The 13,940-nt window shown below is 35.1% G+C and carries 8 protein-coding genes; 4 read left to right on the forward strand and 4 right to left on the reverse strand.

Translation table 11 applies throughout. The annotated features are described in order from the left end of the window. Positions 1-226: 226 nt before the first annotated feature. The 4 genes from rpsJ to rpsL form a co-directional block, all read right to left on the reverse strand. Entirely contained in the window at positions 227-532 is a 306-nt protein-coding gene (gene rpsJ, locus L0669_RS02000; RefSeq protein WP_007803605.1) for a 30S ribosomal protein S10, read from the reverse strand. An 11-nt stretch (positions 533-543) separates the two neighbouring features. Continuing rightward, a complete protein-coding gene (gene fusA / locus L0669_RS02005) occupies positions 544-2,700 on the reverse strand; it encodes an elongation factor G (RefSeq protein WP_173971573.1) in 2,157 nt (718 codons plus the stop codon). 10 nt (positions 2,701-2,710) lie between these two features. Next, positions 2,711-3,187 carry a 30S ribosomal protein S7 gene (gene rpsG, locus L0669_RS02010; protein WP_007803600.1) on the reverse strand — a complete coding sequence of 159 codons (477 nt, stop codon included), beginning with the start codon at positions 3,185-3,187 and terminating at the stop codon, positions 2,711-2,713. Positions 3,188-3,302: 115 nt separating this feature from the next. After that, positions 3,303-3,686, reverse strand: a complete 384-nt coding sequence (gene rpsL, locus L0669_RS02015) for a 30S ribosomal protein S12 (RefSeq protein WP_007136570.1) — start codon at positions 3,684-3,686, stop codon at positions 3,303-3,305. Positions 3,687-3,868: 182 nt separating this feature from the next. On the opposite strand from rpsL, the gene L0669_RS02020 reads away from it, so the two are divergent. The 4 genes from L0669_RS02020 (at position 3,869) to L0669_RS02035 (ending at position 13,861) form a co-directional block, all read left to right on the forward strand. Continuing rightward, the gene (locus L0669_RS02020; protein ID WP_263760922.1) at positions 3,869-5,569 is read left to right on the forward strand and encodes a BamA/TamA family outer membrane protein; all 1,701 of its coding nucleotides are present in this window, start codon (positions 3,869-3,871) and stop codon (positions 5,567-5,569) included. 87 nt (positions 5,570-5,656) lie between these two features. Then, a complete protein-coding gene (locus L0669_RS02025; protein ID WP_263760924.1) occupies positions 5,657-8,872 on the forward strand; it encodes a SusC/RagA family TonB-linked outer membrane protein in 3,216 nt (1,071 codons plus the stop codon). Between the two features lie 10 nt (positions 8,873-8,882). Beyond that, on the forward strand, positions 8,883-10,388 hold the full coding sequence (locus tag L0669_RS02030; protein ID WP_263760927.1) for a SusD/RagB family nutrient-binding outer membrane lipoprotein: 1,506 nt from the start codon (positions 8,883-8,885) through the stop codon (positions 10,386-10,388). 311 nt (positions 10,389-10,699) lie between these two features. After that, a complete protein-coding gene (locus L0669_RS02035; protein ID WP_263760929.1) occupies positions 10,700-13,861 on the forward strand; it encodes a SusC/RagA family TonB-linked outer membrane protein in 3,162 nt (1,053 codons plus the stop codon). The last annotated feature ends 79 nt before the right edge of the window (positions 13,862-13,940 follow it).

Consider the following 13,940-nt stretch of genomic DNA (forward strand, 5'->3'; position numbering starts at 1 on the left):
AAAAATAATTTTTCATCTTCATAACTTAGAAGAAACATTCTCTTGATATTTACATAATTTGATAAAGAAAAAACCCTGCAACAGCCTAAAACAAAGACATTTCAATCAAAACACAAATAATTAAGAACAGTCGATATTTCAGAAAAAACAACAAGAAAAAACTTTTTCGCATAAAAAAAGCGAAACACTTCTGTCTCGCTTTTTTTTTATAAAATATAATAAAAAATTATACTTTTATCTCTACTTCAACTCCACTTGGCAATTCAAGTTTCATTAATGCATCAATAGTTTTAGATGAAGATGAATAAATATCAATCAATCTCTTGTATGACATTACTTCAAATTGCTCTCTCGCTTTTTTGTTAACGTGCGGAGAACGCAACACAGTGAAAAGTTTTTTGTGAGTTGGCAACGGAATTGGACCTGTTACAACTGCTCCAGTAGTTTTTACTGTTTTTACGATCTTTTCAGCAGACTTATCTACCAACATGTGATCGTAAGATTTTAGTTTTATTCTGATTTTTTGACTCATTTTCTTAAGAATTAAGCGTTACCTTTTGCTTTTTTAATTACCGCTTCTGAAATATTAGAAGGCGTTTCTGCATAGTGAGAAAACTCCATTGTTGAAGTAGCTCTACCAGAAGACAATGTTCTTAATGTTGTTACATATCCAAACATTTCTGATAATGGCACATCAGCTTTAATAGTTTTAGCACCATTTCTGTCACCCATGTCATTAACCTGACCTCTACGACGGTTGATATCACCTACGATATCTCCCATGTTTTCTTCAGGAGTAATAACTTCCATTTTCATGATAGGCTCAAGAATAACCGCTCCAGCAGCTTTAGCAACTTCTCTATAACCCATTCTAGCAGCTAACTCAAAAGAAAGAGCATCTGAATCGACAGGGTGGAAAGATCCGTCTGTTAAAGTTACTTTCAAACTATCAACTTGGTATCCTGCTAAAGGACCAGTTTTCATAGCTTCACGGAAACCTTTCTCTACAGATGGAATATATTCCTTAGGAACGTTACCACCTTTTACAGCATTAATAAATTGCAATCCTACAGGAACTTTACCATCAACTTCATCAGCTGGCTCAAGTGTAAATACGATATCACCGAATTTACCACGACCTCCTGATTGTTTTTTGTATGTTTCTCTGTGCGTAGCACTTCTTGTAAACGCTTCTTTATATTCAACTTGAGGCTCACCTTGGTTCACTTCAACTTTAAATTCACGTTTCATACGATCAATCAAGATATCCAAGTGAAGCTCACCCATACCTGAAATAATAGTTTGCCCAGAAGCCTCATCTGTTCTAACAGTAAACGTTGGATCCTCTTCAGCTAATTTAGCTAAAGCCATACCCATTTTATCTACATCAGCCTTAGTTTTAGGCTCAATAGCAATACCAATTACCGGTGCAGGGAATTTCATTGACTCAAGAATAATTGGGTGCTTTTCATCACACATTGTATCTCCAGTCTTGATATCTTTAAATCCAACTGCCGCTCCAATATCTCCTGCCTCGATATACTCAATTGGGTTTTGCTTGTTAGCGTGCATTTGGTAGATACGAGAAATTCTTTCTTTGTTTCCAGAACGAGTGTTCAAAATATATGAACCAGCATCCAAACGACCTGAATAAGCACGGAAGAAAGCTAAACGACCAACATAAGGGTCAGTAGCAATTTTAAATGCTAAAGCAGCGAATGGCTCTTTTACATCTGGACGACGAAGAATTTTTGTTTGATCTTCTTCTAACAATTCAACATCATCAGGATGAATTCCTTCGATACCTTCTTTATCCATTGGAGATGGAAGATACTTACAAACAGCATCTAACATAAATTGAACTCCTTTGTTTTTGAAAGAAGAACCAGCAAGCATAGGAATGATTGCCATGTCAATTGTAGCAGCTCTTAATGCTTTGTTGATCTCATCTTCTGTAATAGAGTTTTCATCTTCCATGAATTTCTCTAAAAGATTCTCATCATAATCAGCAACCGCTTCAATAAGAATAGATCTGTATTCTTTTACTTCTGCAAGCATATCCTCAGGGATAGGCACAATATCAAAAGTAGCTCCTTGTGTTTCATCATGCCAGATAATAGCTTGATTTTTCACTAAGTCAACTACACCTTTGAAATCGTTCTCTTCACCAATTGGCAAAGTGATCGCAACTGCATTAGATTTCAACATATCTCTAACTTGTTGACATACATTCAAAAAGTTAGAACCTTGTCTATCCATTTTATTTACGAATCCCATACGAGGAACTCTATATTGATCAGCAAGTCTCCAGTTAGTTTCAGATTGCGGCTCAACACCATCAACTGCACTAAACAAGAAAACCAAACCATCAAGTACACGTAAAGAACGGTTTACCTCTACAGTAAAGTCAACGTGTCCAGGAGTATCAATAATATTAAAATGATAAGGCAATGTCTCAGGCAAAACTTTACCTTGCTCAGTAGGAAAATTCCACTCACAAGTTGTTGCAGCAGAAGTAATTGTAATACCCCTTTCTGCTTCTTGCTCCATCCAGTCCATTGTAGAAGCACCATTATGTACTTCACCAATTTTATGAGTTTTACCAGTATAAAAAAGGATACGCTCAGTTGTTGTTGTTTTACCAGCATCAATATGAGCAGCAATTCCTATATTTCTTGTATATTTTAAATCTCTAGCCATTTCTTACGAATTAAAATCTAAAGTGAGAGAAAGCTTTATTAGCTTCTGCCATCTTGTGAGTATCCATTCTTTTCTTAACCGCAGCACCTTCTTCTTTAGCAGCAGCTAAACACTCTGATGCTAAACGTTGTGCCATAGATTTTTCATTTCTTCTTCTAGAATAAAGTATCAACCACTTCATTGCCATAGAAATTTTTCTGTCTGGTCTAATTTGCATTGGAATTTGAAATGTAGCTCCTCCAACTCTACGACTACGTACTTCTACGTGAGGCATAACGTTTGTTAAAGCATCTTTCCAAATTTCTAATGAAGATTTTTCTGAATCCTGCTTTTTAGACTCAATGATGTCAATTGCATCATAAAATACTTTGAAAGCTGTAGATTTCTTACCATCCCACATTAAGTTGTTCACAAAACGTGTTACCAATTGGTCGTTAAACCTCGGATCTGGTAAAAGTGGTCTTTTCTTTGCCGCTCTTTTTCTCATGTCTTTTTTTTAATAAAAAGTTATAGGTCATCCGTTAAATGTTATGTGTCATCCACTTTAGCTTACGCCAAATTTCAAACCCTTAACTCCTAACCTCCAACTTTAACGTTTTAAATTACTTTTTTGCTTCTTTTGGGCGTTTAGCACCGTACTTAGATCTTCTTTGCGTTCTTCCTGCAACTCCTGACGTGTCAAGCGCTCCACGAACGATATGATATCTAACACCTGGTAAATCTTTTACCCTTCCACCTCTAACTAATACTATCGAGTGCTCTTGTAAATTGTGTCCTTCTCCAGGGATGTAAGCATTCACCTCATTACCATTTGTCAAACGTACACGCGCAACTTTACGCATTGCAGAGTTTGGTTTTTTTGGTGTAGTAGTGTAAACACGCGTACAAACCCCTCTTCTTTGAGGACAAGAATCTAAAGCAACCGATTTACTCTTCTTAGTTATCTGAGTTCTTCCTGTTCTTACTAATTGTTGAATTGTTGGCATAATTAATACTAAAAATTTATTATGTATATTAAATTCCCGCTTTTTACGGGGTTGCAAATGTATAAAATATTTTTCAGTATACAAACGTTAATTCATTAATTTTCAATAACATTATTTAAGCTTATGATTTTACAAACAAACAATTGATATTTGCAATACTTTTAAAAACCAAACAATTAGATTTGAAACACCTTATATACATAATTTTTTTCTGCCTCGGCTCTTCCGCTTATAGCCAAAATTATTACTTAAAAATAATTGGCTCAAGCAAAAGCGAAAACCAAATAATCGACTCTATTAACTACAATACGAAACATCCCAATATCAAATCATTAAATAAAGAAATAACGATTATCTCAGAAAAGCTAACAAAAATCGGCTTTTTAGACAATAAACCTTTAGAGATTACACAGGAAAATGACAGCACCTATACATCAAAAATAGAACTAAAAAATCGCATTAAAGAGATACATATATATATAGGTATAAATAATTCATTTTTTAACTCAACCCAAATAAAAAACGACTCCTTAATTCTACCTTATTATGAAATAGAAAATTTCTTAAATCAAAAGATAATTGAGGCTGAAAAAAAAGGTTTTGCATTGAGTAAAATAAAATTTGAGAACATTAAAAGAAAGAATTCAATAATTTATGCTGACTTAAATTTTAAATCCGAAAAAAAACGCACCGTAAATTCAATTATTCTAAGTCAAATAAACCCTGAAGAGAAAAAATTTTTCCCAAAAGGCCACCTAAAACAGCTCAACAAAAAATACCTCAATAAAACTTTTAATCAGGAAACTGTAAAAGAACTTTACAACGACATAAACAGTTTTGAATTTATCACACAAACGAAGTATCCGCAAATATTATTTACAAATGACTCCACTAAAATATACGCTTACGCAGAAAAAAGGAGCGCAAATACTTTTGACGGCTACATAGGATTTTCAAATGACGAAAACAAAAAAACAACACTCAACGGATACCTTGACCTGGCACTACTAAACACTCTTCATGCCGGCGAGCAATTTTCATTATACTGGAAAAGCGATGGAAACCAGCAAAAAACTTTCAATACCAGAATAGAAATTCCATACATCTTCAACTCATCATTAGGGATCAAAGCACAGCTAAACATTTTTAAACAGGACAGCACTTTTCAAAATACCAAAACAGCAATTGATCTCGGATATTATTTAAATTACAATTCTAAAATATACCTGGGCTACCAATCAACGGAATCAAGCGACATTCAGAACACCAATAATTCAACGATTAGCGATTATAAAAACTCCTATATCACTTCATCCCTTGAATATAAAAAAATTGACTACTCTAACAACCTTTTACCTAAAAAAGCTTATATCAATTTTATACTTGGATACGGAAAAAGAAACACAAACAGCACAGCAGAAACTGCTGATTCAAGCCCACAAGCCTATGTAAATGCTAATTTTTCATATAATTTCGAATTAAACAAAAGAAACTACATCAACATAAACACGCAGAGCTACTATTTAAAAAGCAAAAACTATATCACAAATGAGCTCTTTAGATTTGGTGGTATTAATTCTATAAGAGGTTTTTCAGAAAACAGCCTTCAGGCCAACTTCACCTCTATGCTTCTCACAGAATATAGATACCTTATTTCGAAAAATCTATACATTAATTCAATTCTTGATTATACAATTTATCAAGATTTAACAAATAGTCAAAATCCTGACAAAATTAAAAATTTAACAGGAATTGGAATCGGCACAAACATCCAAACTACGAGCGGCATACTTCGGATTAATCTCACTAATGGCGGGACAAGACTTAAAGAAATTCAATTATTTAACACTATTGTTAATATATGTTATAATGTTAAATTTTAACTTAACAGTAAAAATCATTAACACAATATTAGGTTTGTTAACAAATTATTATGAATATTGTAAAACTAATTCAAAATAATTGAGAAAATGAAACCAAAGTTCAATGGATTTTTAGCACTTCTAGTAGTGCTATTCGCGCAACTAACCTTTGCGCAAGAAAGAGCCGTTTCGGGAACTGTTACTGACGAAGCAGGCTTACCGCTACCAGGGGTAAGCGTGTTGATTAAGGGAACAAAAACTGGAACACAAACAGATTTTGACGGCAAGTATTCCATCAAAGCAACAACAAGTCAAGTTTTAGTATTTAGCTACATTGGAATGAGAACCCAAGAAATAGCAGCGACTTCATCGCAAGTAAATACTAAATTATCCGGAGATGCTCAACAACTTGAAGGGGTTGTGGTAACTACAGCAATGGGTATTAAGAGAGAAAAAAAATCTCTAGGATATGCTTCTCAACAAATTTCAGGTGCAGATATTAACGGCGGCGCAGGGAGCGCAAACGTTGCTAATCTTTTATCTGGTAAAGCTGCGGGTGTAGAAGTTCAAAGAAACACCAACTTTGGAGGGTCTACAAACGTTGTAATTAGAGGAAACAAATCTCTTACAGGAAACAATCAGGCACTATGGGTAATTGATGGAGTACCAATTGACAACTCAAACTCAAACACTTCTTCTCAACAAGTAGGGGGCGGAGGTTACGATTATGGTAACAACGCATCTGACATCAACCAAGAAGACATCGAAAGCATTAACATCTTAAAAGGAGCGGCCGCAACAGCTCTTTACGGATCAAGAGCCGCAAATGGTGTTGTAATGGTAACAACCAAAAAAGGAAAATCAAATGACAACAAAATAGGCTTTACCTTTTCAAGCGGGTTCACCAATGGAAGAATTGACAAATCAACTTTCCCTGAATACCAAAACAGATATGGTTCAGGATACGGTTTTGGTTCATCATTCTTAGGTACAGGAACACCAGATACTGTAGACACTTCAAATGACGCATCTGATGGAGACGCATTCGACAATCAGCTAGTATATCAATGGGACGCTTTTACACCATTTTCGCCAAATTACGGAAAGGCAACCCCATGGGCAGCTGCAAAAAACGGTCCTGTAACTTTCTTTAAAGACGCCCAAACCTTTGTCAACAGCATCTCTCTTGAAAAATCTACAGAAAGATCAAGCTTGTCTATGAGCTATGTTAACACAAATCAAACAGGTATTCTACCAAATAGTGAATTGAAAAAAAATCAAATTAGCACAAGATTTAGCCAAAAAGTTACAGACAAACTTACCGCCAATGCTTACGCTTCTGTTACATTACAAAGTACAGTAGGTAGAAACTCTACTGGTTACAACGACAACATCATGGGTAACTTCAGACAATGGTGGCAAACCAACACTGATGTTCAAGCTCAAAAAGATGTTTATTTTGCATCAGGTGGCCAAAACATAACATGGAACTGGAGCGACCCTACTACACCGGAAGGATTAGTGCCAGCATATTGGGACAACCCATATTTTACACGTTATCAAAACTACTCCTCTGATGACAGAACTCGTTTATTCAGCTATGCATCTTTAAACTATGAGATCACTCCATGGTTAAGCGCATTAGGGAGAGCTTCTTTAGACACTTACAAACAACTTCAGGAAGAAAGAAGAGCCGTTGGTTCTATTGCATCAGGATTCGGTCTTTCTCCAGTTGACGAATCATCAGGATACCAAAGAAATGACATTAGCTTTCAAGAGATTAACTATGATTTTATGTTAAACTTCAACAAAAAATTCGGAGACAACATCAGCATTAATGGAGTTCTTGGAACAAACATAAGAAGAAACGACAGAGACAATGTACTATCATCAACAGTTGGCGGATTAGTAGTACCTGGAATCTATGCTTTATCTAACTCAAAACTAGACTTACCATTTCCAAAAGAAGCTAAAATATCTTCCGGTGTTAATGGTATATATGCTCAGGGATCTATTGGATATCTAGACACCTACTTCATCGACGCCTCTATCAGAAGAGACGTTTCATCTACATTACCAGACGACAACAACTCATATGTTTATCCAGCTGTTTCAGGATCTTTTTTATTCTCAAACGTAGTAAAAGCAAATTGGTTAAATTTAGGAAAATTCAGAGTTAATTACGCTGAAGTTGGTAACGATGCAGATGCATTACAACTGAACAATACTTATAACAGAGTTTCAAATTTCCAAGGACAACCTCTTTACACAAACTATTTGTTACTTCCATTCCGCAGCATTAATAAAAACCCCGAACTTAAACCAGAAAGAACAAAATCATTCGAAGTTGGTTTAGAAGCAAGTATGCTAGACAGACGTTTAGGATTTGACATTACTTATTACAAGACAAACTCTGTTGATCAAATTGTATCTGCAGCAGTATCTTCTGCTTCTAGTTATACAAACGGACTTGTTAATGGTGGAAATATCGAAAACAGAGGTTTAGAACTTCAATTAAATGGTACTCCAATTAAAACAAAAGATTTTAGCTGGGAAATTATCATCAACTGGTCGAATAACAGAAGTAAAGTTATTTCACTACCAAACGGACTTGACAATCTTCAACTAGGAGCTTTCCAAGGTGGAGTTACCGTTAATGCCGCTCCAGGAGAGGCATATGGAGCCTTAAAGGGAACAGATTACGTTTATACAAACGGACAACCGACTATAGACCAAGCTACAGGAAAATACATGATCACTACTTCTTCAAGCAATGTAATCGGAAACATTACTCCAGATTGGATTGGGGGCATCAGAAATAAATTTACTTACAAAAATTTAGCTTTTGGATTCTTAATTGATACTCAAAAAGGTGGAGATATTTTCTCTTTAGACATGTATTACGGTCTTGCTTCGGGATTATATAAAGAAACAGCTGTAGGAGATATTAGAGAAAATGGAGTTATACAACCTGGTGTTGCCCCAGATGGATCAGTTAACACCGTAAGAACAGAAGGCGGAACAATTGAAAACACCATGGGTTATGGAGCGGCTCCAAACAAAGCTTTTATTTATGACGCTTCATTCGTAAAATTAAGAGAAGTTTCAATCACTTACAACTTCCCTAAAAAAATGTTCGAGAACACATTCTTAAGCTCTGCGTCAGCAAGTCTTGTAGGATCGAATCTATGGATAATCAGTAAAAATCTACCATACGCAGATCCAGAAAGCGGATTATCTTCAGGAAATAGCTCAAGAGGTTATTCTGTTGGATCACTTCCAACAACCAGAGATATTGGATTTAACTTAACATTCAAATTTTAATACAGAAAAAATGAAAAAATTAATATATGCTTTAGGAATTATGATTCTCACAGTTTCATGTGATGATAGCAGCCTAACAGACTTAAATGTAGACATCAAAAACCCTTCTGTAGTCCCTCCTAGCACTTTATTTACAAATGCAGAAAAAGGTCTTACTGAGCAATTAGTAAACACAAACGTAAACAGAAACATTTTTAGATTAGTAAACCAGCAATGGACAGAAACCACTTACCTTGACGAATCTACCTACAATTGGGTAACCCGCAAAATTTCCGACAACCACTGGGACAGATTATATGCAGGAGCACTAGCTGATTTATCACAAGCAAAAGGTTTTATCGAAAAAGAAGTAATATCACCAACAGACCCTGAATTTACCGAAAAAACCGTGATAAAGAAAAATCAATTAATACTAATTGACATCTTAATGGTGTACACTTATCAAGTATTAGTAGACACTTATGGTGACGTTCCTTATACAGAATCATTAAAAGCAGCAGCTAATTACTTACCTAAATACGATAAAGCAATTGACATTTATAAAGACTTAATTGTACGTCTTAATAACGACATTGCAACTATCGACACTTCGTCATCAGCATTTGGCACGGCCGAAGTAATTTATCAAGATGATTTGGATGCTTGGGTTAAATTTGCGAACAGTATTAAACTAAAATTAGGAGTAAACCTAAAAGCTTCAGGACTAGAAGGCGCTATTGCAGATGCAACAATTATATCAGGCGCAGCCGGCGGATTTACATCAAATGCTGACAATGCAAAATTACCCTATATGTTAAACCTTCCTAATACGAATCCACTTTATGTAGATATGGTATTTTCAGGAAGAAATGATTTTGTTGTTGCAAAACCATTTGTTGATGCATTAGTTACACTTAATGACCCAAGAAAAACTCCGTATTTTAAACCAACTTATAAGGTTCAGGATCCTGTTACAAAAGAACTAGTAACAGTTACAGGTTATAAAGGAGGAATAGTTGGAGAAAAAAATGCCCAAGCCCGTTTTACGCATGTAAGCGACAAAATAAAAGCTCCAGATTTTAGCGGTACTTTATTAGATTATGCCGAAGTAGAGTTTTTATTAGCCGAAGCTTCAGGAAGAGGAGTAGCAGTGGGAGGATCTATAGCCTCACATTACGAAGCAGCAATTAGAGCCTCTATGCAAGACTGGGGAGTTTCAGATGCAGATGCAGATGCCTACCTAAACCAGCCTGCTGTTGCCTATGCTACCGCAACAGGAACATGGCAGCAAAGAGTTGGAGAACAAGCATGGTATGCTTTATTCAACAGAGGTTTTGAAGGATGGACATCAACAAGAAGGCTAAATTTCCCAGTTTTAGCATTAGCCGCAAATGCAGACGCTGCAGCCGAAGGTCAGATACCTTCAAGAATGGCATATCCTATTAGAGAGCAAACATTAAATGCTACAAATTACAATGCTGCATCTACTTCAATTGGAGGTGATAAATTAAGCACAAAAATTTTCTGGGATAAATAAAATAGTAATCCTAACATAATTTAACAGAAAACCATCCTTCCAAAAGGGTGGTTTTTTTGTCTAAAAGTTATAAAAAAAAGAATAATAACCACTATTTTCTTAAATTTAACATTTTAAAGAATCACATTATTTTTCATTATTATCATATTTGAACCAAAAAAATACGAATTTGCAATTTACACATCTTTTTTAACTATAAAAAAACAATATCTTATAGTAAAATCATAATTTAACTAAAAAAAAAGCTTTTTATATTAGGTAGATTAACAAATTATTAAGATTTTTGTCGGACTAATTCAAAATATTTAAAAATGAAACTAAAGTTCAATGGATTCTTAGTGCTTTTATTAGTACTAATTGCGCAACTTACTTTCGCGCAAGAAAGAGTTGTTTCTGGAACAGTTTCTGACAATACAGGAATGCCTTTACCAGGTGTTAGTGTATTAGTTAAAGGAACAAAGACAGGAACACAAACTGATTTTGACGGAAAATATTCTATCAAAGCAGCACCAAACCAAGTATTAATTTTCAGCTACATCGGGATGCAATCTCAAGAAGTTGCTGCAAGTTCATCTAATGTTAATGCAAAACTAAAAAACGATTCAGTAGAACTGGAAAGTGTTGTAGTAACTGCATTAGGTATTAAGAAAGAGAAAAAAGCATTAGGATATGCTACTCAAGAGGTAAAAGCAACAGAATTAACAAGAGGAAACAACAACAGCTTAGCTGGTGCACTTCAAGGAAAATTAGCTGGGGTACAAATCACTCCTTCTAGTGGTGCTCCTGGAGCTTCTTCTCAAATTGTTATTCGTGGAGCTCGTTCTTTCACAGGAAACAACACTCCATTGTATGTAATTGATGGTATGCCGGTAGCATCTCAGGCTGATTACAGCACTGGAAATAGTGTAACTGGATCAGATCTTGCTAATAGAGCAGTTGATATTGATCCAAACGATATTGAATCTATCAATATTCTTAAAGGACAAGCTGCATCAGCAATTTACGGACTTAGAGCATCAAATGGTGTAGTAGTAATTACTACAAAAAGTGGTAGAGGAGCTTCTAAAAGCGGAAAACCTACAATAAGCTTCAACAGCTCAATTACTGCAGATGATATATCTAGAAAAATTAATTTTCAAGATGAATATGCACAAGGATCAGGTGGGGTATACGCTCCAACAAACTCATTATCTTGGGGTCCTAAAATTTCAGAATTACCAAACAATCCAACATACGGAGGTAACGTTCCAAATGCTTTAAATGGAATGAATGCAGGAGCTCATCCTGGGCAATACTACGTACCACAAAGAGTTACAGCAGGCTTAGACCCATGGGTTTCCCCTAAGGTATATGACAATTTTGGTGATTTCTTTAAAACAGGAATAACAGTTAACAACTCTTTTAACATAACACAAGCTACTGATAAAAGTAATTACGCATTTGCTTTAGGTTCATCTAACCAAGATGGTTTTATACCTTCAACTGGCTTGGATCGTTACAATGCAAAAGCAGCATTTAGTACAAAATTAGGAGACGAATGGAAAACTGGATTCGTAGGTAACTACATCAACACTAAAATAACAAAAGCTACAGGTGCGAACGATTCATCTGTTGCAGGTGCATTCGCAAGTCCAATCAGCTATGATTTAAAAGGAAATGGATTCGCAAGTCCAACAGATCCTTACAAACAAGTTTATTACAGACCTACAGGATTTAACAACCCTTACTGGGCAGCTAAAAACAACATATTTGACGAGCAAACTGATCGTTTTTTCGGAAATACATATGTTGAATTTGCTCCAAATATCTCAGCGAACGACCAACATAAATTAACTTTCCGTTACCAACTTGGTGCTGATACTTATACTACTAACTATAGAGATATCCAAGAATACGGAAATCAACAAACTACAGCAGGACATTTAGAGATTTACGGAATTTCATCTAGAACAGTAAACTCATTATTTACTGTTAATTATGAATACAAAATTTCAGACGACTTAAACTTAACAGCTTTAGTTGGTAATGAGATTAACGATAGATACAATAAATCGTATAGCATGACAGGAAATAACCTTAACTATGGTGGTTTCCCAAATTTATCAAATACACAACAAACAGTTGCTACGGATAACATTGTTAAAAACAGAACTTTCGGTTTATTTGGAAATTTGAATCTTGCATACAAAAACTTTATTTTCTTAGGTGGTACAGTAAGAAACGATATCGTATCTTCAATGCCAAGAGATAATCGTTCATTTGTATACCCATCTGTATCATTAGGTGTAGTATTAACTGAATTAGAAGGATTAAAAGGAAACTCAACATTATCTTTTGCTAAACTTAGAGCATCTTGGGCTGAAGTAGGTCAAGCAGGATCTTATTTAGAAAACTACTATACAGTACCTAGTTACTCAGGTGGTTTCTGGTCTAACTCTCCAGTAAATTACCCACTTGGAGGTGTAAACTCATACATCCCAAACAATGTAATGTATGATCCAAACTTAAAACCTCAAAATACAAGATCTTATGAATTAGGTGGAGAGGTAAGATTATTTAAAGATCGTGTAAGTATCGATTATACTTATTCTAGACAAAATGTAATTGACCAAATCTTCCAAGTACCATTAGCAGGTTCTACAGGAGCTGCTACTTTAGTAATGAATGGAGGAAAAATCCACACTAATAGTCATGAATTGATCGTAAGCGTTACACCAATCAGAACTAATGATTTCGAATGGACAGTATCTGCAAACTATACTCAAATTGACAACTTCGTAGACGAATTAAAAGAAGGAGTACCAAATATTTTCTTAGGAGGATTTACAACTCCACAAATTAGAGCTAGTATCGGAGAGCGTTTCCCTGTAATTTACGGAACAGCTTTCGCAAGAGATGCCAATGGTAACATTATAGTTGATGCTAATGGATTAGCTACAGCTGGAGAAACTAAATCACTTGGAGAAGTAGCACCTAAATTTAACTTAGGAGGTACAACAACTTTCAGATACAAAAAGATAACTCTTGCAGCTACTTTTGACTGGAAAAACGGAGGTAAAATGTACAGCGGAACAAATTCATTGTTAGATACTTACGGATTAAGTGCTAAAACAGGAAACCGTGACGAGTTATTAGTTCAAGAAGGAGTAACAGCAGATGGACAACCAAATACAAAAGCTGCTACTAAAGAAGCTACTTACAACAGATATTCAAATATTGCAGAAACTGCTGTATATGATGCTTCTTTCGTAAAACTTAGAGAATTATCTTTAGGATATACTCTTCCACAATTTTCTACAGGATTCGACATTCGTGTTACTGCATTCGCAAGAAACATTTTATTATGGGCTAAAATGCCAAACTTAGATCCAGAGTCATCACAAGGAAATAACAATATGGCTGGAGGTTTTGAAAGATTATCAGTTCCACAAACAACAAGTATTGGAGTTGGAATGAATCTAACAATTAATTAATATAATTCAAAAAAATCATGAAAAAATATAAAGTCATCTTACTTTTGGTGATTGCGTCACTTTCATTAAATTCTTGTTC

This window comes from Flavobacterium bizetiae (assembly GCF_024271895.1).
GTDB classification, from domain to species: Bacteria; Bacteroidota; Bacteroidia; order Flavobacteriales; family Flavobacteriaceae; genus Flavobacterium; species Flavobacterium bizetiae.

Excerpts from the sequence above, each read along its gene's own strand:
- L0669_RS02030 (WP_263760927.1), top strand. The coding sequence starts at position 8,883 with ATGAAAAAATTAATATATGCTTTAGGAATTATGATTCTCACAGTTTCA.
- fusA (WP_173971573.1), bottom strand. The coding sequence starts at position 2,700 with ATGGCTAGAGATTTAAAATATACAAGAAATATAGGAATTGCTGCTCAT.
- rpsG (WP_007803600.1), bottom strand. The coding sequence starts at position 3,187 with ATGAGAAAAAGAGCGGCAAAGAAAAGACCACTTTTACCAGATCCGAGG.
- rpsJ (WP_007803605.1), bottom strand. The coding sequence starts at position 532 with ATGAGTCAAAAAATCAGAATAAAACTAAAATCTTACGATCACATGTTG.
- L0669_RS02035 (WP_263760929.1), top strand. The coding sequence starts at position 10,700 with ATGAAACTAAAGTTCAATGGATTCTTAGTGCTTTTATTAGTACTAATT.
- rpsL (WP_007136570.1), bottom strand. The coding sequence starts at position 3,686 with ATGCCAACAATTCAACAATTAGTAAGAACAGGAAGAACTCAGATAACT.
- L0669_RS02025 (WP_263760924.1), top strand. The coding sequence starts at position 5,657 with ATGAAACCAAAGTTCAATGGATTTTTAGCACTTCTAGTAGTGCTATTC.